The sequence below is a fragment of the Desulfonauticus autotrophicus genome, from assembly GCF_055381725.1.
Map to the genome: position 1 here is coordinate 1608061 of NZ_AP042395.1, position 21072 is coordinate 1629132.

23 protein-coding genes, 2 pseudogenes and 1 riboswitch are annotated in these 21072 nt (G+C 41.0%); of the genes and pseudogenes, 7 read left to right on the forward strand and 18 right to left on the reverse strand.

Annotated elements, in window-relative coordinates:
• The first annotated feature begins 15 nt into the window (after positions 1-15).
• From ACZ42F_RS09155 to ACZ42F_RS09170, 4 genes are all read left to right on the forward strand, one after another.
• Positions 16-594: a GGDEF domain-containing protein gene (locus tag ACZ42F_RS09155; RefSeq protein WP_464278752.1), complete on the forward strand. Its 579-nt coding sequence runs from the start codon at positions 16-18 to the stop codon at positions 592-594.
• Positions 595-666: 72 nt separating this feature from the next.
• The gene (locus ACZ42F_RS09160; protein WP_464278753.1) at positions 667-1323 is read left to right on the forward strand and encodes an LOG family protein; all 657 of its coding nucleotides are present in this window, start codon (positions 667-669) and stop codon (positions 1321-1323) included.
• A 115-nt stretch (positions 1324-1438) separates the two neighbouring features.
• Complete coding sequence (locus ACZ42F_RS09165) at positions 1439-1972, forward strand: Smr/MutS family protein (protein WP_464278754.1); 534 nt, start codon at positions 1439-1441, stop codon at positions 1970-1972.
• Positions 1973-1976: 4 nt separating this feature from the next.
• On the forward strand, positions 1977-3098 hold the full coding sequence (locus ACZ42F_RS09170) for a class I SAM-dependent RNA methyltransferase (protein ID WP_464278755.1): 1122 nt from the start codon (positions 1977-1979) through the stop codon (positions 3096-3098).
• Here the strand turns inward: ACZ42F_RS09170 and cobJ are convergent.
• From cobJ to ACZ42F_RS09220, 10 genes and pseudogenes are all read right to left on the reverse strand, one after another.
• Entirely contained in the window at positions 3095-3862 is a 768-nt protein-coding gene (cobJ, locus tag ACZ42F_RS09175; protein ID WP_464278756.1) for a precorrin-3B C(17)-methyltransferase, read from the reverse strand. The genes ACZ42F_RS09170 and cobJ overlap by 4 nt on opposite strands.
• Positions 3808-4583 (reverse strand): annotated as a pseudogene (locus ACZ42F_RS09180) (cobalt-precorrin 5A hydrolase). Before ACZ42F_RS09180 ends, cobJ begins: the two are co-directional and overlap by 55 nt.
• Positions 4574-5185 carry an SAM-dependent methyltransferase gene (locus tag ACZ42F_RS09185; RefSeq protein WP_464278757.1) on the reverse strand — a complete coding sequence of 204 codons (612 nt, stop codon included), beginning with the start codon at positions 5183-5185 and terminating at the stop codon, positions 4574-4576. Before ACZ42F_RS09185 ends, ACZ42F_RS09180 begins: the two are co-directional and overlap by 10 nt.
• Positions 5178-6185, reverse strand: coding sequence for a cobalt-precorrin-5B (C(1))-methyltransferase CbiD (gene cbiD / locus ACZ42F_RS09190; RefSeq protein WP_464278758.1), 1008 nt, complete (start codon positions 6183-6185; stop codon positions 5178-5180). Before cbiD ends, ACZ42F_RS09185 begins: the two co-directional genes overlap by 8 nt.
• A 60-nt stretch (positions 6186-6245) precedes the next feature.
• Positions 6246-6911 carry a precorrin-2 C(20)-methyltransferase gene (gene cobI, locus ACZ42F_RS09195; protein ID WP_464278759.1) on the reverse strand — a complete coding sequence of 222 codons (666 nt, stop codon included), beginning with the start codon at positions 6909-6911 and terminating at the stop codon, positions 6246-6248.
• Positions 6908-7681, reverse strand: a complete 774-nt coding sequence (locus tag ACZ42F_RS09200) for a sirohydrochlorin cobaltochelatase (RefSeq protein WP_464278760.1) — start codon at positions 7679-7681, stop codon at positions 6908-6910. Before ACZ42F_RS09200 ends, cobI begins: the two co-directional genes overlap by 4 nt.
• Positions 7682-7848: 167 nt before the next feature.
• Positions 7849-8033: riboswitch (cobalamin riboswitch) on the reverse strand.
• Complete coding sequence (gene ahbC / locus ACZ42F_RS09205; RefSeq protein ID WP_029970152.1) at positions 8034-9218, reverse strand: 12,18-didecarboxysiroheme deacetylase; 1185 nt, start codon at positions 9216-9218, stop codon at positions 8034-8036. It lies immediately after the preceding riboswitch.
• 14 nt (positions 9219-9232) lie between these two features.
• On the reverse strand, positions 9233-9568 hold the full coding sequence (locus ACZ42F_RS09210; RefSeq protein WP_029970150.1) for a hypothetical protein: 336 nt from the start codon (positions 9566-9568) through the stop codon (positions 9233-9235).
• Between the two features lie 13 nt (positions 9569-9581).
• Positions 9582-10274, reverse strand: a complete 693-nt coding sequence (locus tag ACZ42F_RS09215) for a YIP1 family protein (RefSeq protein WP_464278761.1) — start codon at positions 10272-10274, stop codon at positions 9582-9584.
• Positions 10219-10554, reverse strand: coding sequence for a zinc-ribbon domain-containing protein (locus tag ACZ42F_RS09220; protein ID WP_464278762.1), 336 nt, complete (start codon positions 10552-10554; stop codon positions 10219-10221). Before ACZ42F_RS09220 ends, ACZ42F_RS09215 begins: the two co-directional genes overlap by 56 nt.
• 180 nt (positions 10555-10734) lie before the next feature.
• Here ACZ42F_RS09220 and ahcY point away from each other — a divergent pair, with 180 nt between their 5' ends.
• On the forward strand, positions 10735-12156 hold the full coding sequence (gene ahcY, locus ACZ42F_RS09225) for an adenosylhomocysteinase (RefSeq protein ID WP_464278763.1): 1422 nt from the start codon (positions 10735-10737) through the stop codon (positions 12154-12156).
• A 61-nt stretch (positions 12157-12217) separates the two neighbouring features.
• Here ahcY and metK read toward each other — a convergent pair whose 3' ends face one another.
• Genes metK through panC form a run of 4 tightly spaced genes read right to left on the reverse strand, consistent with a single transcriptional unit; the run spans position 12218 to position 15261 of the window.
• Positions 12218-13390, reverse strand: coding sequence for a methionine adenosyltransferase (gene metK / locus ACZ42F_RS09230; RefSeq protein ID WP_464278764.1), 1173 nt, complete (start codon positions 13388-13390; stop codon positions 12218-12220).
• 10 nt (positions 13391-13400) lie between these two features.
• Entirely contained in the window at positions 13401-14057 is a 657-nt protein-coding gene (locus ACZ42F_RS09235; protein ID WP_464278765.1) for a DUF502 domain-containing protein, read from the reverse strand.
• Positions 14058-14408 carry an aspartate 1-decarboxylase gene (gene panD, locus ACZ42F_RS09240; RefSeq protein ID WP_464278766.1) on the reverse strand — a complete coding sequence of 117 codons (351 nt, stop codon included), beginning with the start codon at positions 14406-14408 and terminating at the stop codon, positions 14058-14060.
• On the reverse strand, positions 14401-15261 hold the full coding sequence (gene panC, locus ACZ42F_RS09245; RefSeq protein ID WP_464278767.1) for a pantoate--beta-alanine ligase: 861 nt from the start codon (positions 15259-15261) through the stop codon (positions 14401-14403). Before panC ends, panD begins: the two co-directional genes overlap by 8 nt.
• Positions 15262-15314: 53 nt before the next feature.
• On the opposite strand from panC, the gene ACZ42F_RS09250 reads away from it, so the two are divergent.
• Positions 15315-16343, forward strand: a complete 1029-nt coding sequence (locus ACZ42F_RS09250) for a (Fe-S)-binding protein (RefSeq protein ID WP_464278768.1) — start codon at positions 15315-15317, stop codon at positions 16341-16343.
• Complete coding sequence (gene secA / locus ACZ42F_RS09255; RefSeq protein ID WP_464278769.1) at positions 16336-18846, forward strand: preprotein translocase subunit SecA; 2511 nt, start codon at positions 16336-16338, stop codon at positions 18844-18846. Before ACZ42F_RS09250 ends, secA begins: the two co-directional genes overlap by 8 nt.
• A 101-nt stretch (positions 18847-18947) precedes the next feature.
• Here the strand turns inward: secA and ACZ42F_RS09260 are convergent, their stop codons facing one another.
• The 4 genes and pseudogenes from ACZ42F_RS09260 to ACZ42F_RS09275 all read right to left on the reverse strand — a co-directional run.
• Positions 18948-19454: a tetratricopeptide repeat protein gene (locus tag ACZ42F_RS09260; RefSeq protein WP_029969663.1), complete on the reverse strand. Its 507-nt coding sequence runs from the start codon at positions 19452-19454 to the stop codon at positions 18948-18950.
• 10 nt (positions 19455-19464) lie between these two features.
• Positions 19465-20319, reverse strand: a complete 855-nt coding sequence (locus tag ACZ42F_RS09265) for a precorrin-8X methylmutase (protein ID WP_464278770.1) — start codon at positions 20317-20319, stop codon at positions 19465-19467.
• Positions 20255-20419 (reverse strand): hypothetical protein, encoded by a 165-nt coding sequence (locus tag ACZ42F_RS09270; RefSeq protein ID WP_464278771.1) that lies wholly within the window; start codon positions 20417-20419, stop codon positions 20255-20257. The genes ACZ42F_RS09265 and ACZ42F_RS09270 overlap by 65 nt, the downstream gene beginning before the upstream one ends.
• Positions 20420-20953 (reverse strand): annotated as a pseudogene (locus tag ACZ42F_RS09275) (hypothetical protein); the annotation flags it as partial.
• Positions 20954-21072 lie beyond the last annotated feature (119 nt).

The window sequence follows — 21072 nt, forward strand, 5'->3', positions numbered from 1 at the left end:
TATCCTACCCTAGGAATGCACATTCTTATCCTGCTTTCTGGTTGTTTTTTTATCTGTTTTTTAGGGCAAGAGTTAAAGGATTCTTATACTAAAATAGAAAACCAGGCCTATACAGATGCTCTGACTGGAATATGGAATAGAAGATATTTTAATCAGCGCATTTTAGAAGAAATAAACCGAAGTAAAAGGCATCATTATCCTCTTAGCTTAATTCTAATAGACATTGACTTTTTTAAAAAATACAATGATACCTATGGTCACCTGCAGGGAGATGTAATACTTAAGACTGTAGCCAGCCATATTTTAAAAGAACTAAAAAGAAAAGAAGACCTGCTCTGTCGCTTTGGAGGAGAAGAATTTATTGTTTTACTACCCCATGTAAGCTTAGAAGGAGCTCAATATCTGGCTGAAAAAATTCGGCAAAGAATAGAAAGTCTAACCATTGAACATGAAAAATCACCCTGGGAAAGAATAACTATTAGCCTGGGAGTAACCACCTATAAAGGCACTTCTCCAGAAAAGTTCATCGAGCAGGCAGACCAGGCCCTCTACCAGGCCAAAAATAAAGGTAGAAATAGAGTAGAATATCTTTAAGCCCACTTTTTTCTTGACTAAATTCTGCTCATACCAAACAATTGCTGGCAATATAAATTTTAGGGAGGGAAAATGGGATTATCCAAACAATATTTAATTGATGACCTGTCGCATAAAGATGCCTGGCGTTTATTCAGAATAATGGCTGAATTTGTGGATGGTTTTGAAAACCTGAATGACTTAGGCCCTGCTGTCTCCATTTTTGGCTCAGCCAGAGTAAGTCCAGAAGAAAAAGAATACCAGCTTACTTATCAGATAGCCAAACAATTGGCTGAAGCTGGATATGGAGTCATCACTGGAGGTGGGCCTGGTCTAATGGAAGCCGGAAATAAAGGGGCTTTAGAAGGCGGGGGAAAGTCTGTAGGTTTGCACATCCATTTACCCTTTGAACAAAAGCCCAATGAATACACCACCCTGCGTTGTGATTTTCGCTACTTTTTTGTCCGCAAGGTAATGTTTATCAAGTATGCCATGGCTTATGTAGTCATGCCTGGTGGCTTTGGCACCCTGGATGAACTGAGCGAAGCCCTGGTCCTTACTCAAACCAGAAGAATAAAACCCTTTCCCATCATTTTGGTGGGCAAAGATTTTTGGTCTCCCTTACTGGACTGGTTTAAAAACAAGCTCTTGCCCAAAAAATTTATTAAGGAGCAGGATTTTGATATCTTTTTTGTGGTAGATGAGGCAGAAGAAGTCTTAAACATCATCAAAAGACTGGTAATTATCTAGCCATGCACAACCCCTTTAAGAAACTTCCCAAGGAAAAGTTTCCTGAAAAAGGGAAAAACCTAAAATAAAGCCTGCGCCCAAAAAGGAGGAGGACTTAGAGCTTTTTTGGCAGGCCATGGCTGATGTAGAGCCTTTAAAACAAAAAGGACCAGAAATAACCTTACCCAAAAAAAGTAAGGTCAAAGTACAAGAGCCCAAAGAATGGGAACAGTTTTTTACAGGTAATTTTGAATTTCTGGTGGAATATACTGATGAATATTTGCAAGGTTCTGTTAAAGGGGTTAATCAAAAGGTTCTAAACAAGTTAAAAAGAGGCGAGTTTAGTATAGAGGCCACTCTGGATTTACATGGCTTTACAGTAGATGATGCCAAGATAACCTTTTTAGAATTTGTGCGAGACAACTATTTACAAAACAAACGCTGTTTATTAATTATTACCGGCAGAGGAATTAACTCTCCTTTGGGCCTGGGGGTGCTCAAAAGAGAAGTACAATCCTGGCTTACCAGAGAGCCACTTAAACGGATAGTTTTAGCCTTCTGTTCAGCTCTACCATGTCATGGGGGAGCAGGAGCGATTTATGTTTTGCTTAGAAAGTACAAAAAAAGTAGAGGTAAAATTATTTGGGATCGTTATCTTTACCCCTCTTAAGTAAATGCCCTTGGAAGTAACTGTAGAAAAGCTTGTTTGGCGGGGTAAAGCCTTAGCTAAAACCAAAGAAGAAAAAATTATCCTTATTTCTCCGCCCTGCTTCCCCCAGGAACAAGTACTCGTTGAAATCTATAAAGAAAAAAAGGATTTTTGTTTAGCCACCTGCCAAAAAGTCCTATTTTCCCCCTGGCGTAGAAAACATCCCTGTCCCCATTCTCCAGTTTGTGGCGGTTGTACTTTTGGGCATGTACGCGCCCAGGATGGACTGATTTTTAAAAAGCAAATCTTAGAAGACGCCTTACAAAGAGGCTTAAAACAAAAAATAGATTTTTTAATCACTCCTTCTCCCAAAAACTGGAGATATCGCTACAGAGGAGAGGTCTTTGTCCACAAAGGAAAGCCCTGCTACTATCAGTTAAATTCCCATAAAACCTTTCCCATTCAGGATTGCCTGCTTTTGGATAAAACCCTGGGCCACAACCTTAAAAATCTGGTCCAAAACAAATCTAAGGGTTCCTATGTAGTGGCCAGTTCACCGCAGGGAAAAACCAGTATAGAAGGAGATGAGGAACTTTTAAGCTTTCCCTTAAAAAACTTGCCCCTAACCTATTTTCTCTCTGCCAATACCTTCTTTCAGGCCAATTTTAGGCTCAACAACCTGCTCATAGAACGGGCGTGTACGCTTTTAAAAGAGGAAGAAAGGATAGCTGACCTTTACGGAGGAATGGGCAACTTTGCCTTGGCTTTGGCCTATCTGGGGAAAAAAGTGCTCCTGGTGGAGGAAAACCCCAAAAGCCTGGAGTTAGCCAAATATACTGCTCAGTTTAACCAGTTAAAACTAACGCTAGCCCGGGCCAATCTAAATAAAGACCTGGAACCAGTAAGCAGGTTTAAACCAGAGGCAGTTATCATTGACCCGCCCCGAAGTGGAGCTCCCAACCTGCACAATATTGCCCATCTCTCTGGATTAAAAAAAATAGTCTGGATTTCTTGCGATATAGTAAATACTTTAAGGGACTTAAAACCTTTCTGGAAACAGGGTTTTAACCTTACTTATCTGGAATTTTTGGACATGTTTCCCCAAACCTATCATTTAGAGGTAATTTTAGTTCTGGAAAAAACTTAAGTCATTTTCCGGGCATATCCCCGTAAACTGACCAAAAAATCACCTAGCTTTTGGGTGGTGTCATTACCAATAATCAAAGTGGTACGCATGTCCACCACTTCTAAATTCAAATCCTTTAAAGTGGTTAAAATAAACTTTTCCCTATCCAGGCTAAGATTTTTTCCTATCGCCACCCAGGTATGGGGAGGACGAAAGCGTAAAAAAATTTCTTTAGCTCTTTTTAGCTGCCAGGTCCTTTTTTTACTCCTGGGATTATAAAGCACCGTAACCAGGTCAGACTGGGCCAGGGCCAAAAGCCTGCCTTCTATCTTTTCCCAGGCAATAAGCAAATCACTTAAACTCACACAGGCAAAGTCCAGCATAAGAGGAGCACCCACTTTAGCTGCCAGATATTGCCCGGCACTTACTCCGGGAATGATTTCCACAGGCAAAAACTTTTCTCTTTTCTGCATTAATTCTAAAACCAGGCCAGCCATTCCATAAATGCCAGGGTCACCTGAGGACACAACTCCCACAATTAAGCCTTCTTCTGCCAATTCCAGGGCCTTTTCCACCCTTAAAATCTCCTGGCCCATGCCTGAAGAAAAGATTTGTTTGTGCTCAAAATGGTCTCTTACCAGCTCCAGATACTTGTGATAACCCACCAGAGCCTGACATTTACTCAAAATTTCTTCAGCATAAAGCGTTCTATATTTTTTATCCCCAGGCCCTATTCCCAGGACAAAAATTGCTCCTGAGCCAGGGCAATGGTGGTATTTTTCCATACCATTCTCCTTAAAATAAGTTTGGGCTGATGACTGGCTAAAAGGCAGGCTGGTTCAGCCACAGCAGGTACACCCACCTTCTTTAAGACAAAGGAAGAACCTGGCAAAACATAGGGAGAGGTCAGTATCCTTTCCTTTTCAAAAAAAGTAAGGGAATCTTTAGCTCCCGGGAAAGGGCTAATAAGCCTGGCTCTCCTTTTTTTACTTCTAGGGTAGCAATGTGCCTTACTCTAGTAATATCCACCTCTACCTTGGCCAAAGCCCTAAGTAAGGCCTCTTTTAAGTCTTCTAGACTCACCCCTTTTCTACAGCCCAGGCCGACCACAATATCCTTACGAGCTTCTGAAGCAGTGGTGATAACAGGAAGGGCACCTAAAACATTGGCCACTGCATAAGCCAGCAGGTTGGCTCCACCTTCGTGTCCGGAAAGCAAACTAAAAACAAACCTGCCTCCAATATCTGCCACTACCACTGCAGGGTCCACAGTTTTATGAACGAGTAAAGGGGCAATACTTCGCACTGCAATCCCACTAGCCCCTAAAAAAACTATCCTGGAATAAACCCTCCAAATCTCTGGGATAACTTCTCCTACTTTAGGAAAAGAGATACCTTCTTTAGCGCCTATACTTTCATGAAAATAGATACTTCCCCCCAGTTCTTCCTTTAACCTCTCGGCCAAAGAGTATCCTTCCCTGGAAAAGGTAATATAAGCTATAGCCATTTACTTCCTACCACAAGGGCTGGGCCCTTAACTTGAGGTAAATTTTCACTGCTCTTTAAGGCTAACACCCTTTCTTCAGGCAAGGTTAAGTTTTCTAGATAAAAAAACTTACCCAGGGAAAATAAAAATTCCTGTTCTTTAAGCCAGCTCAAATCCCTATCCAGAAAAAATACCCAGTGCTCAAAGGATAAAAGGTCCTCTGGCTTCAACAAAGGCCTTCGGCCGTGAAAACTGCTTACAAACAATTTTTCTCTATCCAGCCCCAGTCTGGCTAAAGCCACTTCAACCACACTTATACCTGGAATAATTACACAATTTTTACGGCCAACTTCTTTTAAGACCAGCCTGGCCAAACTAAACTGCAAGGGAGAGCCACTTACCAGTAATCCCACCTTTACTTTGTGTATTTCCTGCTTTAAAAAGCCTATTTCTTTCTGTAAAGATGAGGAAAGTTCTCTTTTTATTCCTTTAAATTCAGGGAAAAAATCCAAAAACATCTTTTTGCCAACAAGCAAATCCTGCTCCAGGGCCTTTTCTCTGGCTACAGGCAATAAATAAGAAGGATTTCCTGGACCACAGCCAATAATACTAAGCTTAGGCATAAGCGATAATTTCACTCTTGTAATTTATAAAGTAAACCCTTAAGCTATTAACCATGAGATTAAAATTATCCAGAATTGACTTTTTTACATCCTTTAACATTTTATGAATAATATCCGGATTATCTAAAGTCAGAAAAAAATCCTCTACAGTGTTAAAACTATCTGGATTAAAGCCATAACTGGCAAGAGCTTTTAAGGCAGAAGAAGAGTATTTGCTGTGGGTGTAAAATTCTTTACTTAAAAATTTCAAGAGTTTTCCTGGATGGCTTAGAATAACCAAGTCTTTTACCTCTTTTTCCTCTAAAAAGGAAAAGGCTGTCTGCCAGTCATTACCTACTTCTACGATATGCTCTGCAGAAAATTCAAGTTTTAAAGCTGCTTTTTTCCCCAAATTGCCAGCCACCAAAACCAGAGGATTTATTTTTTGGGCAAGTAAGGAATTTAAATGAAGTTCAATAGTTTTTCTAATAGCTTCTTTAGAAAAGGGCCTTACTCTGCCCGTGGTACCTAAAAGGGAAATTCCTCCTTTAATACCCAGGCGGGGATTAAAGGTTTTTAAAGCTATCCTTTCTCCCAAAGGCGCCATAAAAGTAAGCTCCACTCCTGCAGTAGAAAGGTTGTGCAGGTTTTTTGCAATCAACCTTCTTACACTGGGATTTATGGCCACTTCTCCTATGGGTAAAGGTAAACCTGGCCTGGTTATCACTCCAATCCCTTTGCCTCTTTTAAACACAATTTGCTTGTCTTCTCGAAGCAAAGCCAAACAACCTAAAGTCATTTTATGGGTGACATCAGGGTCATCACCAGCATCCTTTTTGGCCCAGGCCACAGCCTTATGGCTAGAGAGAAGTCTTGCTTTGGTAAGCACCACTCTTACCCATCTTTTATCTGGCAACAAGACCCAGATGCTTTTGAGTCTTTTAGCCTTACCCAAAAGCAAACACACGCTGGCCTTGGCCAGGGCTGCAGCATAGGTGCCTGTACTAAGTCCTGTTCTCACTTTCAGTCCAGGGTTTATGCCCGAGTTTGACAATAATGGTTACCAGATAACCGGGAAGTTTTATATCCGGGCTTGGCTGGTGAACAAGATATTCTTCTTCCTGCTCCACATAAGCAACCAGATAGGTGTCAGCCAGCAATCCTTTTTTTCCAGTAAGTCTAAAATAGACTTTAAGTTTTTTCCAGCCTTGTAAATAACCAGCGTCTCACAGCAGGTTAAGGCCTTTTCCAGCCTTTTTACATCACTTCCAGGCAGTAAAAGAAAGCTGTCTTCCTGCAAACTAAGGGGCAGATTAAACCTGGCTGAAGCTGCCTGAAAGGCTGTAATGCCTGGAACTACATGAATCTTTTTCTTTAAAAGAGGTTGTAATAAGCTCAACAAATAACAACTGGTGCTATAAAAAAGAGGGTCTCCCAGGGTAACCTGGGCTACCACTTTGTCTTGCTCACACAACTTCACAATCTCTGTGGCTATTTTTTGCCAGTGGGCCCAGGTCTGGCTGGAATTTTTCTGCATAGGATAAGAGACCACTCTGATTTGCTGCTCCTGCACATAGGGAGAAATTATCTTTAGGGCCAAGCTTTCTTGTTTTTTTAAAGAGGCAGGGCAAAAAATAACCTCTGCCTCCTGTAAAACCTTTACTGCTCGCAAGGTAAGTAAGTCCGCACTTCCTGGACCTACTCCCAGGGCATAAAAATGTCCTTTTTTTACCTGAAAAGATTTCAATTATCCAATTCCTTATAAGCTTGTTGCAGATGCTTGACCCAGATATCTACTACACTTTCTATTTCTCCCAAGCCTTTTAAATAGGGTACACACTCAAAGCCAAGTTTAGTTAGTGTGCTTGCCCAGGAGTCTTCTTCTTTTCCAGCTAAATCATTGTGGGCATGGTCTCCAGCCACACTCATAAAAGGCATTAAATAAATTCTTTTAATTTTGTTCTTGCGCAAGTCAGGTAAAATATCTTCTAGCTCTATGCTACCTTCTACAGTAGCTAAAAACAACCTCTTATCTTTATTTTGCAACCAGTAATTAAGGCCTGCATAATATACATCTGCAGGATGTTCAGTACCATGCCCCATAAATAAAAAGGCTTCTTCTTTATTTAACTTTGGTAAAACAGGATAAAGTTTTTTTACCACTTCTTTCACATCCTTACTGGAATAAAGAAGGGGTTTACCCAGGCTAATCTTTTTAAACCCCTTGGGTAAATGGGCAAAACTATTTACTACCTGCTTAAGATAGTCAAATTCTTCTCCAGGAATTACATGCAAAGACTGCACTACCACTTCACTAAACCCCTGCTCCAACATTTTGGCCAAAGCCAGGGGAGGAGAATCAATCTGCTTCCCTTCTTTAGCCAGTTTGTTTCTTATTTTTTTAGAAGTATAAGCCCAGTAAACAGGCGTTCTGGGAAAGGCTTTTTTAACCTTCTGGTCAATAAGCTCATAAGCCTTTTCCGCTTGCTGATAAGAAGAACCAAAAGTTACCAACAAAATCCCCTGCTTTGCGGTTTGAGCCAGGGTCTGGCCAGAAAAAAGACTAAAAAAAAGAAAAAAAGGCTGAAAATAAAGGAGAAAGAATAGGACATAACAAACCCCCTTCAATTTTTTGGGGCTAGCCAAAAAAAGACACGCGTTTGGGTAAAGCCCCCGTTACCCAAACGGTCCAGACTTTTCTGGCAGGTCTTCCGGCTCACCCCCCTAAACTTCGGCCTTCCCACCTTTTTAGGCAGTGGCACACCAGGAAGTTTAGGTTTTCTTAGGGCTCACGGCGGCGGGACCGCTCCTGATTTGCACAGGATTCCCTATTAAGCCTGAGTTAGGCACCAGAAAAAGTTAAAGAACCTTATTTTAAGCCTATTTCCTCATCTGTGAGATAGCAGGCAGGGTCTGGAGCCCAGATATCGCCATAATAGGCTTCAGCTCTAGCCCTGAAATTACCTGCACAGATGTTTAAATACTTACACTTAGCACATCTACCTTTTACATAAGCCTTTTTGTTTTTTAACTTTTGCAACAGTTCAATCCTGGGATCTTCCCAGATTTCAGAAAAAGGCCTTTCCAGGACATTGCCAAAGGTGTGATTACGCCAGAACTGATCTGCGTGAACGCTTCCATCCCAGGAAATACAACCTATTCCTCTTCCAGAATTATTGCCTTCGTTAAACTGCAAAAGCTCGTACACCTCTGCTGCCCTGGCGGGATTTTCTTTTAACAACCTTAAGTAAACATAAGGGCCATCAGCGTGATTATCTACAGTCAAAACTTCTTTTTTCTTGCCCCTGGCAAATAGTTCCTGGGTCAAGTCCATAATCAAATCTACCACTTTCCTGGTCTCAGCATGATCCAAATCCTCTTTAATCAACTCTGAGCCTCGACCAGAATAGACTAAATGATAAAAACATACCCGGGGAATTTCCCTTTCCTCTAAAATCTTAAATATCTTGGGAACTTCCTCTACATTTCTCTTATTGATGGTAAAACGCAATCCTACCTTTAAACCTTCTTTTTGACAGTTTTCTACGCCTTCCATGGCCTTTTGAAAGGAGCCAGGTACTTTGCGAAAGCGGTCGTGCACCTCTTCTCCCCCATCCAGGGAAATCCCCACATAAGAAAGCCCTACCTCTTTTAACTCCTTGGCCTTTTCCCTGGTAATAAGAGTGCCATTGGTGGAAATAACTGCACGCATGCCCTTGGATACAGCATAATGGGCAAGCTCTACCAAATCCTTTCGCACCAAGGGCTCTCCACCACTAAATAACAGTACAGGAGCGCCATAACTGGCCAGATCATCAATAATCTCTTTGGCCCTGGTGGTAGAAATTTCATCTACTCCTTCTTCACTTACTGCCTGGGCATAACAATGCACGCAACGCAAGTTACACCTTTTGGTCATATTCCAGACTACTACCGGTTTTTTGTCTTTGGAAAATTGGAGCAAATGGGAAGGTAATTTTTTAGAATGCCTGCCATAACGCAAGGCATCTGAAGGCTCAATATTATCACAATAAAGCTTGGAAATACCTATCATAACAACCTCCTTTTCTATTGAATAATTTTTGTAGGTGGTTTTACAAAACCAAGGCTTTCTTCCAATTGGTGCTTAGAAAGCTCTAAGCTTTTTCTCAATTCTTGTCTGGTTTTTAAAGGCAATTTATCAAATTCATCTTCAGCAATTAACTTTTTAAGCTTTAACATCTCCAGGCGAATTTTTACAATTCTGGATTTAAACTTTTCATCAGGAGGTAAAATTTGCTCTGCCAATCTGGTCAGATACAATATTTCTTCTGTAGTTTTATGAAAATAGGCTGGCTTTAATTCTGCTTTCAACCTTTGCTGAAGTTTAATCTGTCGCCAAAAAGCCTTTAATTTTTTAAACATAATTTAACACTCTCTAGACCAAGAACTTAAACACCAAAAAGAGACTTAGCCCTAAAATAAAAGGAGTCAGGAGTAAAGCCAAAATTACCCGGGTATAAGTGGTCTCATGTACCTTTTTATAAGCTATTATACTCAACACCATGGACCAAAGGGCACCTACAAACTGGCCAATCCCAGGAATAATGCCCAGAATCAAAGGTGAACTGGCATAACTTATGGCTCTAAAAGTACCTTCAAAACCTTTATTCCCGGCCCGAAAAATACTCAAAAAAAGATGATTAAGCCCGGCTGCCAAAAAAAGAGCTCCTGTCAAGAGCAAGGGATAAAAAATAAGTATTAGTAAAGAGCCAAAACCCATGGCTGAAAGGCCCACAAGCCCACCTAGCTGAGCGTTTTCCTGTTGTAAGTGCGGGAATATGCCCAGCATTTCCCACAAAAAAGTAAAAATTGCCTGGACTTCAGCTAGCAAAAGATAATAAACTAAGGGCTTACCAAAGCCATTAAACTCCATTTGACTAAAGAACTTTCCAGGAGAAAACAAAGTTTTCTTTAAGGTCAAAAAAAACCCAGGGAAAAAACCATAATTTTCCAGATGCTCCCAGGGGATCTCTTCTTTTGGGTCGGTTTTTTGCTCTTTTTCAACCTTTTCTTCAGATAAGACTTGAGGGTCTTCTTCTGGTTTTAGACCTTCTAACTTTTCCCACAAACCTTCTGCCTGGGGCTTTTCCTTTTCTCTTTTCCTCCAGAGAAGATTCTGCTAAAACCTCCTGAGTGGTCTCTTTTTCTACAGGTGTAGGTGTTATTTCTGGCTCCCTTTTTACTTCTTCTTCCTGACTAAAACTAGGAATAAAAGATGGGGCAGGCTCTGCTTTTCTAAATTCAAATTTATGGGCACACTTAGGGCAGGTAGCCCGGGTTGCCTTGGGAGGTATTTTTTCCTCAGGCACATCCCGGCTAAAACCACAATTAGGGCAACTTATTTTCATTGTTTTTACTCCCTTATTTATATTGTGTTTTTCCTAGTCTATTTTCTTAATCATTTAGTAATTAATTATCAAGTAAACTAAAAAAAGAGAAAAGGGCAATTTTTTTATAAGCTTAAAAACTTGCTAAAACCCATCCTTTGAGGTTAAACCTCTTTTTATAGATTGTTAGAGGAGGAATATATGTTTTTAGAATTACAACCAGAACTTGAATACAAAGTTAAAGATATGTCCCTGGCTGATTTGGGGTTAAAGGAAATGGCCCTGTCTGAAAATGAAATGCCAGGTCTTATGGCTTTGCAAGAAAAGTATGGGGAAGAAAAGCCCTTAAAGGGCTTAAAAATCATGGGCAGTTTGCACATGACCATTCAAACTGCCATGCTTATCCAGACCCTTCACAAACTAGGCGCAGATATCCGCTGGGCTTCCTGTAATATCTTTTCCACCCAGGACCAGGCTGCAGCTGCAGTGGTTAAAGCTGGCCTGGCCAAGGTCTTTGCCTGGAAAGGGGAAACCATTGAAGAATACTGGTGGTGTACAGAACAAGCCCTGACCTGGCCTGATGGCTCTGGTCCTGACCTTATTGTAGATGACGGAGGGGATGCCACTCTATTTATCCATCTGGGAGTAAAAGCAGAAAAAGATCCTTCCTTTCTGGAACAAACCTTTGAGCACAAGGACATGCAGGTTCTGGTAGAAAGATTAAAACACAGCTTAAAAAAAGACCCAGAAAAATGGACACGCATTGCTAAAAACATCAGGGGAGTTTCTGAAGAAACCACCACAGGAGTTCATCGCTTGTATCAGTTAGAAAAAACTGGAGAGCTGCTTTTCCCAGCTATCAATGTTAATGACTCTGTGACCAAATCCAAGTTTGATAACCTGTATGGTTGCAGGGAATCTTTAATCGATGGAATCAAAAGAGCTACAGATGTAATGATTGCAGGTAAAGTAGCTGTGGTCTGTGGCTATGGAGATGTGGGCAAGGGCTGTGCCCAGGCCCTGAGAGGTATGGGAGCTAGAGTGATTATCACGGAAATTGACCCCATCTGTGCCCTGCAAGCTGCCATGGAGGGTTATGAAGTAAAAACCATGGAAGAAGTGGCTCCCCTGGGAGATATCTTTGTCACTGCTACTGGTTGCTGTGATGTCATTCGAGGCGAACATATGGAAAGGATGAAAAATGAAGCCATAGTCTGTAATATTGGACATTTTGATTCAGAAATAGAAATGAGCTATCTGGAAAACAATCCCAAATGTAAAAGAATCAACATAAAGCCCCAGGTGGACAAGTGGATTTTGGAATCTGGTAAGTCCATTATTGTTCTGGCAGAAGGAAGATTGGTCAATCTAGGTTGTGCTACAGGCCATCCCAGTTTTGTAATGAGCGCCAGTTTTACCAACCAGGTACTGGCTCAAATAGAACTGGCCAAAAACCAATATGAGCCCAAAGTTATGGTCTTACCTAAAAAACTGGATGAAGAAGTAGCCAGATTACATTTAGACAGACTAGGCGTTAGACTGGAAAAATTAACTCCCAAACAAGCTGAGTACTTAGGCGTACCCATTGAAGGTCCTTATAAGCCAGAGCATTATAGATATTAAAACCTAAAAAAAGAGCCACTCTTAAGAGTGGCTCTTTTTTTATTTATTCTTTTTAATAAGCTTAAATCTTACAGGCAGTCTTTAAATCTTCTACTGCATCAGTCTTTTCCCAGGTAAAATCCACATCTTCTCTTCCAAAGTGGCCATAACATGCGGTTTTCTTATAAATGGGACGAAGCAAGTTAAGCCTTTTGATAATGGCAAAAGGTCTGAGGTCAAAGACTTCCATTACTGCCTTTTGCAAGGTTTCATCTGGCACCACTCCTGTGCCTCCAGTGGTGACAAATACAGAAACAGGCTCAGCCACGCCAATGGCGTAGGCAATTTGCACTTCACACTTCTTGGCCAATCCTGCAGCCACAATATTTTTGGCAATATACCTGGCCATATAAGCAGCAGAGCGGTCCACCTTGGAAGGATCTTTACCAGAAAAGGCACCTCCTCCGTGATGGCCCATGCCACCATAGGTATCCTGAATAATTTTTCGACCTGTAAGCCCACAGTCTCCTTGAGGACCACCCACGACAAAACGACCGGTGGTATTGATATAGATTTTAATCTGCTTTCTATCCACCATGTCTTCAGGCAAGGTCTTAAAAATAACTTCCTCTTTAATGGCTTCTACCAGATCTTCATAAGACACATTTTCATTGTGCTGGGCAGCCACCACTACACTATCAATACGGGTGGGGACCCCTTTTATGTACTCAATGCTCACTTCTGTTTTTCCATCTGGGCGTAAAAAGTCTAAAATATTATTTTTACGCACATAGGAAAGCCTTCTAGACAACTTATGAGCCCAATAAATGGGAGCAGGCATAAGCGTGGGAGTCTCTTCTACAGCAAAGCCAAACATCATTCCCTGATCTCCAGCTCCCTGCTCTTCTGGATTTTTCCGATTTACACCCATGGCAATGTCTGGAGATTGCTTGTCAATGGAAGAAATAACTGCACAGGTAGCATAATCAAAGCCCATAGCAGCATCTGTATAGCCAATGTTCTTCACAGTTTCTCTGACAATCTCTGGAAAGTCCGCATAAGCAGTGGTGGAAATTTCACCAGCAATAAAGGCCAAACCAGTGGTAACCAGAGTTTCACAGGCCACTCTAGCATTGGGGTCCTGGCCAATAATTGCATCTAAAATAGCATCAGAAATCTGGTCTGCAACTTTATCTGGATGCCCTTCAGTAACAGATTCTGAGGCAAAATAATATTTTTCTGAAGTTAAAAGCATTGTTTCCTCCTTACTTCTTGTTTTTTTTAGGGGTTTCATCAGGATTTATGATCCCACCTGAAATAAGCAACTTAAAAGAATCTTCTACACTCATCTCCAGAGGAATGACCTCTTCTTCTGGCACCACCAGGTAATAGCCTGAAGTGGGGTTGGGAGTGGTGGGAACATAAATGTTTAACACCTTTTTTTTGGTTTTCTGCTGGATTTCACCAACAGCAACTCCCGTTACATAACCTAAAGAATACACTCCATCCTTGGGAAATTCAACCAAAACCACTCTTTTAAAGTCCTTACTTCCTCCATTTAAAATGGTCTCAATAAGTTGTTTTACAGAAATATAAAACTTATTTACCAAGGGAATTTTGGAAATAATATATTCCCAGAGCGCAACCAGTTTACTTCCCAGATAATTTCTAACCAGAACGCCTGTAAAGAGTAAAATAAAAAATAAAACAAAAATCCCTAAACCAGGCACTGGGAAAGGTAAAAAGTTCTCTGGCCTATAGGCTGGGGGAATAAGGAGTAAAATTCTATCAATCCAGGTAATAGTAAACTTTAAAAAATAAAAAGTCGCTGCCAGAGGGGTAAGAAAAAGTAGTCCGGCAATTAAGTTGGCCTTGATAAAAGACCTAAAGCGCTTAAAAAGAGTAGGCCTTTCTGCTGACACTTATTTTACTCTCTTAATCTTATTCTCTTTACCCACCAGCACAATCTTAGGTTTATGAGAATTTATCTCTGCAGGGGTTAAATGGGTATAAGCGGCAATTATCACCTTATCTCCTGGCTTTCCCTTGTGAGCAGCAGCGCCATTTAAAGCAATCTCACCTTTTTTGCCCAGAATAGCATAGGTGGCAAACCTCTCTCCATTATTTAAATTATAGACCTCAACCTTTTCAAAAGGCAAAATACCACTGGCCTTTAAGAGCTCTGGACAAATGGAAATACTACCCTCATAATCCAGTCTGGCTTCAGTAACAGTAGCCCTGTGAATTTTTGCCAATAAAAACTCTCTAAACATCTAAACTTCCTCGCAACAAAAGATTATCTATCAATCTGGCCTTGCCCACCTGCATGGCTACAGCCATAAGGGCCTTGTCTTCTATTCTCTCAAGGGATGTAAGTTCAAAGGGATGCACAATCTCCAGGTAATCTAACTTTCCCAAAGGGATCTGCTCTTGATAAAAATTTTGCACCCTTTCTTTTATCCTGCTAGTTTCTACTTCTCCCTGCTCTACCAGCTTCTTGGCCAGAAGAAGTCCCTGATAGATCTTGGCTGCTTGTTTTCTCTCCTCTTTAGAAAGGTAAACATTTCTAGAACTCATGGCCAGGCCATCTGGCTCTCTTACAATGGGATGGCCTACTACTTTTACGCCCACATTTAAGTCTTCAACCATTTTCTTTATAATTATAAGCTGCTGCCAATCCTTTTGCCCAAAAACTGCAAAATCTGGCTGGCAGATATTAAATAACTTTAAAACTACTGTACATACTCCCTGAAAATGGGTAGGTCTACTCCTGCCGCACAAAAACTTATCCAGCTTGTCCACTCGTACATAAGTCAAATGATTGGGAAGATACATCTCATCCTTACTGGGAGTAAAAAGGATATCTACGCCCTGCTCCTGGGCAAGTTTTTTATCCCTTTCCAAATCCCTGGGATAGGCTTCAAAGTCTTCTCCTGGGCCAAACTGGGTTGGGTTGACAAAAAGCGAAACAAGGACCAAATCAGAATGCTTGCGGGCATAGCGCATAAGGCTTAGGTGCCCTTCGTGGAAATACCCCATGGTAGGCACCAGGGAAATGACCTTTCCTTCCTGCCGGGCCTTTTGTACCCTTGCTTGAATTTGGGAAATTACAGAAATCTGTTCCATAGCTATCTCTAAACTAAAAAGGTTAAAAAAAAAACTATTACTTGTCTAGAAAAATGACTGCAGAAAATAGGTGTATATCCTGTGGTAAATGCCTAAGTGTTTGCCCTTTATTTTTAAGCACCCTAAGGGAAGACTTGGGGCCGCGAGGGAAATGGTTTTTACTCTCCAAGGCCCCTCAAATCAAGCCCAAAATCCTGGAAAAACTAGCCAGCTACTGTCTGGGTTGTGAACGCTGCGCTAAAGTATGCACGCAGGGTTTAAACTTTGCTCAAGAACTGGCTAAACTCAAAGCCAAAAATAAATTTGTTAGTGAGCACTTATATGCCTGGATTTTAGACCAGTTGCCCAGGGAGCCTCTAAAAAGAATCACCCCTTCTCTACTCTCACTTACTTCCAAGAAAAATATATTTACGCCTTTTCCTGAACAATTATACCTTTCCTGCACCCAAAAGTTAAACTGGTCCACTGAGGTGGTGATATTTTCTGGTTGTTTAGGGCCCTATTTCCCCCATTTAAGGTCAAAATTAGAAAAAATGCTAGGACTACTGGGATTAAGGGTTTTAGAAGACTTAAAGTGGGAGTGTTGTGGACTACCTTACCTCTTAACTGGTTTTCCGCAAAAGGCCAGCAAGGCCAAAGAGCACAACCTATCCCTCTGGGAAGCAAAGGGACAACCTCTAGTAATTACCTTTTGTACTTCTTGTTATCACGGTTTAAGCAATTATCTTATTCCTGAAAAAAACTTGTTCCTGGCAGATAAATTTTTAACCTATTTTAAGGCAGAAAATTCCTTTGATTTTATAGCTCATCACTCCTGTCATACTGCCCATGATTTTTTTGCTAAACATCTTACCAGCAAAGAGACTATAGATTTTTGTTGTGGCCTGGGAGGAAGTCTTAGATTAAAAAAACAAGAGCTTACCACCAAGGTAACTCAACATTTCTGGAGTCAAATCCAGGAAAAACTTCCCATCTTTACTAATTGCCTTGGATGTCTTATCCAGTTAAGACTTTCTAGTCCAAGAAATAAAATAGCTCACTGGCTAGAAGCAATACAATTTATAGAGGAGAACAATGCTTAATTTTTTAGTAAAAAAAATAATTGGTACCAAAAACGACCGTTATCTCAAGAAAATCTCTCCCCTGGTAGACCAAATAAACAATCTGGAAAATTCTGTAAGCAAACTTACAGATGACCAAATGCGAGCCAAAATAGCTGAATATAAAGAACAAGTGGCCAAGGGCAAGCCCTTAGACGAATTACTTCCAGAGGTTTTTGCCCTGGTAAGGGAAGCAGGCAAACGTACCTTAAATATGCGCCACTTTGATGTGCAATTAATCGGTGGTATTGCCCTTCATCAAGGCAAAATCGCAGAAATGAAAACAGGTGAAGGTAAAACCCTGGTCGCCACCCTGCCTGTGGTTTTAAACGCCCTGTCAGGCAAAGGTGTACATGTGGTTACTGTAAACGACTACCTGGCCAAAAGAGACGCGGAATGGATGGGCAACATCTATAAATTCCTGGGGCTTTCCGTGGGGGTGATTGTCCACGGCCTTGATGATGAAGAGCGCAAAGCTGCCTATAAGGCAGATATTACCTATGGCACCAATAACGAATTTGGCTTTGATTATCTTCGAGACAACATGAAATTTTATCCTCACCAGCTGGTACAAAGAGAATTAAACTACGCCATAGTGGACGAAGTGGACTCCATTTTAATAGATGAAGCCAGGACTCCTCTTATTATTTCTGGACCTTCTGATGAGTCCACCTATCTTTATTCCAAAATAGATAAAATTGTACCCTTACTAAAAAAAGACACCCACTTTGAAGTGGATGAAAAGTTAAAAACCGTTACTCTTACAGAAGAAGGAATAAAACGCCTGGAAGAAATTTTAAAAGTGGACAACCTCTTTGACCCCAAGCACATCAACCTACAGCACCATGTCTTACAGGCCCTAAAGGCCCACTACCTCTTTAAACGCGATGTGGATTATATTGTTAAAGATGGGCAGGTTATTATTGTAGATGAATTTACAGGCAGACTTATGCCGGGCAGACGATATAGCGATGGCTTGCACCAGGCCCTGGAAGCCAAAGAAGGAGTAAAAGTAGAAGCAGAAAACCAGACCTTAGCCAGTATTACCTTTCAAAATTATTTCCGCCTTTATAATAAGCTGGCAGGCATGACCGGTACTGCTGACACAGAAGCCGTGGAATTCAAACAGATTTACGACCTGGATGTAGTAGTTATTCCCACGCACAAGCCCATGATTCGTATTGATTATCCAGATGTAATTTATCGTACCCAGGAAGCTAAATATAGGGCCATAGTTAAAGAAATAAAAGAACTGCACAAAATAGGCAGGCCCATTTTAGTGGGTACCACTTCCATTGAAAAGTCCGAACTACTTTCGCGCCTGCTCAAAAAAGAGAAAATTCCCCACGAGGTACTAAACGCCAAATACCACGAAAAAGAAGCAGAAATCATAGCCAAGGCTGGTGAAAAGGGCAGAGTGACTATTGCCACCAATATGGCGGGAAGAGGAACAGACATTGTGCTTGGACCTGGAGTAAAGGAACTGGGCGGCCTGCACATCATTGGCACAGAAAGGCATGAAAGTAGAAGAATCGATAATCAGTTAAGGGGAAGAAGTGGACGCCAGGGCGACCCTGGTTCTTCCAGATTTTTCCTGTCCTTAGAAGATGACTTGATGCGCCTTTTTGGTTCTGACCGCATTTCTGGTCTTATGGACAAACTGGGCATGGAAGACGACCAGCCCATAGAAAACAAACTGGTAAGCAGAGCCATAGAAAACGCCCAGAAAAGAGTAGAAGCCCACAACTTTGAAATCAGAAAAACCCTGCTGGAATACGACGATGTCATGAACCAGCAGCGCCTGGTCATCTATGCCCAGAGAAAGGAACTCATGCTGGCTGAGGACCTGGAGCCTATTATCCAGGAATTTGTAGATGACCTCCTGGAAGAAGTCTATGCCCCTTGTTCAGAAAACAAAAAAGTAGATCCTGAAACAGAAAAGTTAGTCCTGGCTAAGTTAAAGGAAATCTTTAACCTTAAAAGAGTACTGGAGCTAAAGACCCTGCCTACTTATGAAGAAGCTAAAAAAGGTATATTGCAAATTTTAGAGGAGTTAAAAGGACAGGCAGGAGACTATTACCAGGAAATCTTACGCTTTTTCCTTCTGGAAAGTCTGGACCGCAACTGGAAAGAGCACCTGCTCAACATGGATCACCTAAAAGAAGGAATTGGACTGCGTGGTTATGGCCAAAAGGACCCCAAGCAAGAATACAAACGAGAAGGCTTTGAACTTTTTCAGGATATGCTCTTTAATATCAAGGAAAACACCCTCAAAGCCTTATGCCACCTGCGCATAGAGCCCCAACAGGTAAAAGAAGAGGAATTTAAGCACAAAGAAGAGCAGGATTTAAACCTCATTGGAGGAGAAACAGATACAGCCAAGCCCAGCCCAGTCAAAAGAAAAGCTCCTAAAATTGGTCGCAATGCCCCGTGTCCCTGTGGAAGTGGCAAAAAATACAAAAAATGCTGTGGAGCAAACAAGTAAAAATATTAGTAAATTCTTTTTAAAAGTTAAAAAAAGAAAAGCCAGCAAAAGCTGGCTTTTTCTGGAAGATTAACTAAAATAACTGGACTCTTTAAAAAACCTTACTTTGTTTTTTTCTGCTCTAAAATAGCTTCTTCCACTTCTTTAGCTACCTTGAGAGGGTCCTGGTCCTCTTTGGCTTCAAAAAGGGCTACCACAGAGTTAATGGTTCTTTGCACCAGGGGCTTTTGGATATTAAAATAGGACTTCCAATAGCTAACAGCCTGTTCCAAATTTCCCTGTTTGGCCCAGCCAAGCCCTAAATAAAGCAAACAAAAATTTTCCTTGGGCCTTACTTCCATAACTTTATTAAAATATTTTCTGCTCTGTTCAAACTCTCCAGCCTTAAAATAGGCATACCCACATTTTTTCAACACTTCCAGACTATCTGGCTCCTCTTCCAAAAACTTCTCATAACATTCTATAGCCAGCTTAAAATCACCCTGTTCCAGAGCCTTATCCCCTCTGACTAACAAAGGGCTAAGTCCACTAAAACCTTCTTCTTCATCCCGCCTAAAAGGGTTTAACATCCCCCTTAAAAAACCTCTTCTGGAAACCTTTTTACTCATTTTCTCACCCTTAAACCAGTTTCTTTAAGGCATTTAAAATAGCAGCAGCTACCGGGCTACCACCCCTTGGTCCCCAATTGGTAATGTACACCAAATCACTTTCACTCAAACGCCTTTTGGCCAAAGCTGCCCCTACAAATCCCACTGGCACTCCCACCACCAATCCAGGCCTTATATGTTTTACCCTGGCTAAAGCAAGTACTTCTTCCAGGGCAGTAGGTGCATTGCCAATAACTACAATAGAACCAGCAATCTCTTCTTGCAACAACCTAAAAGCTGCTGCTGCCCTGGTTATCTTTTCCCTTTTGGACAATTCTAAGGTCTCTTTGTCCTTAATCAAACAAAAGGAGTTAAAGGAAGTAAGCCCAGCTCTAACCATATTGACATCACAAAAAATTTTCGCCCCTTGTTTGAGCAAAGAAATGCCTGTGCTTATAGCCTGGGGATGAAAGCGCATAGTTTGGGCAAAGGAAAAATCACAAGTAGCGTGAATCACCCTTTTAACCACTTCCCTTTCTTCCCTAGAGAAAAAATTAATCTTTAAGCTCTGCTCAATAAAATCCAGGCTACTAGCTTCTATTTCCTCAGGCAAACCGGGATATTTGCTCTCCAGAAAAGAAGCAATGCTTTCAAAAACCAGTTCTTCCAGTAGAGGTTCAGCATAAAGCCCGGGCAAAATCTCTATTTCCATTGCCAGGTCTTGAGTTAACCTATCCTTTAAAGCAGGCAAGTCCAGACGTACATGATTGCCTGAATTTAAAAAATAGGGATACCAGCCAACTTTAGTTATTCCCTGCTCTTTAAAACCTTGCATTACCTCTTCTACACTGGGTTTGCCCAGAGAAAAAGGCTCCAGCCAAAACATAACCTCTGGCCCTTTGTTTTAACTTTTCTACCTTATTTAAAAAATCCTGTCTGGCATCTTCATTTCTACTGCCATGATTAATAACAATTATACCTTTCATTTAACTTTCCTTTAAAAAAGAATAAAAATTATCTAATACCTCTTCTTGATGGGCAAAATATAAGTGAATATAGCTGGCTAAGATATTTTTAAAATAAAACCCCTTGCTTTCAAGAGGATTATCCAGACTATCTACCACTTCATATACATTTTCTACGCCTAAAACATTTTTATCTAATAAAGTGGAATAGTGAAATTCATGTCCTTTAAGCAAAGTGTCCCTTCTAAACCAGCCACAATCCCTATTTATCTTTACCTTTACATAACCTAAATAAGCCTTTTTAGGTAAAAGCTTTACCCTTGTATTTAATAATCCTACCAGAGGATAAAATTTATCCTGGCCTTCTATTCCTTGAGTCAAAAAAATCAAACCTCCACATTCAGCATAGATTTTTCCACCCTCCAGGCCAAATTTCCGGATATCTTCAAGTAAGCTTTTATTGGCACTTAACAGGGAAGCGTAAAGTTCAGGATAGCCTCCCCCAATATAAAGGCCCTTTAAATTGGAAGGAAGGGTTTTAGTAGTAAGGCTGGAAAAAAAACCAGTTCCACCCCCCTTTGTTTCAGGGCTTCTAACTGGGCTTGATAGTAAAAATTAAAGGCTTCATCTAAAATTACGCCCAGTTTTACCTTTTTTACCTGCCTTTTCCCTGG

Coding starts and splice junctions, on each gene's coding strand:
- metK (WP_464278764.1), bottom strand. CDS start 13,390: ATGCTTTTAACTTCAGAAAAATATTATTTTGCCTCAGAATCTGTTACT.
- ACZ42F_RS09160 (WP_464278753.1), top strand. CDS start 667: ATGGGATTATCCAAACAATATTTAATTGATGACCTGTCGCATAAAGAT.
- ACZ42F_RS09270 (WP_464278771.1), bottom strand. CDS start 20,419: ATGAAAGGTATAATTGTTATTAATCATGGCAGTAGAAATGAAGATGCC.
- cobJ (WP_464278756.1), bottom strand. CDS start 3,862: ATGGAAAAATACCACCATTGCCCTGGCTCAGGAGCAATTTTTGTCCTG.
- ACZ42F_RS09260 (WP_029969663.1), bottom strand. CDS start 19,454: ATGAGTAAAAAGGTTTCCAGAAGAGGTTTTTTAAGGGGGATGTTAAAC.
- panC (WP_464278767.1), bottom strand. CDS start 15,261: ATGGAACAGATTTCTGTAATTTCCCAAATTCAAGCAAGGGTACAAAAG.
- ACZ42F_RS09170 (WP_464278755.1), top strand. CDS start 1,977: ATGCCCTTGGAAGTAACTGTAGAAAAGCTTGTTTGGCGGGGTAAAGCC.
- ACZ42F_RS09155 (WP_464278752.1), top strand. CDS start 16: ATGCACATTCTTATCCTGCTTTCTGGTTGTTTTTTTATCTGTTTTTTA.
- ACZ42F_RS09220 (WP_464278762.1), bottom strand. CDS start 10,554: ATGAAAATAAGTTGCCCTAATTGTGGTTTTAGCCGGGATGTGCCTGAG.
- ahcY (WP_464278763.1), top strand. CDS start 10,735: ATGTTTTTAGAATTACAACCAGAACTTGAATACAAAGTTAAAGATATG.
- ACZ42F_RS09185 (WP_464278757.1), bottom strand. CDS start 5,185: ATGCCTAAGCTTAGTATTATTGGCTGTGGTCCAGGAAATCCTTCTTAT.
- panD (WP_464278766.1), bottom strand. CDS start 14,408: ATGTTTAGAGAGTTTTTATTGGCAAAAATTCACAGGGCTACTGTTACT.
- ACZ42F_RS09165 (WP_464278754.1), top strand. CDS start 1,439: ATGGCTGATGTAGAGCCTTTAAAACAAAAAGGACCAGAAATAACCTTA.
- ahbC (WP_029970152.1), bottom strand. CDS start 9,218: ATGATAGGTATTTCCAAGCTTTATTGTGATAATATTGAGCCTTCAGAT.
- ACZ42F_RS09210 (WP_029970150.1), bottom strand. CDS start 9,568: ATGTTTAAAAAATTAAAGGCTTTTTGGCGACAGATTAAACTTCAGCAA.
- ACZ42F_RS09265 (WP_464278770.1), bottom strand. CDS start 20,319: ATGTTTTGGCTGGAGCCTTTTTCTCTGGGCAAACCCAGTGTAGAAGAG.
- ACZ42F_RS09250 (WP_464278768.1), top strand. CDS start 15,315: ATGACTGCAGAAAATAGGTGTATATCCTGTGGTAAATGCCTAAGTGTT.
- secA (WP_464278769.1), top strand. CDS start 16,336: ATGCTTAATTTTTTAGTAAAAAAAATAATTGGTACCAAAAACGACCGT.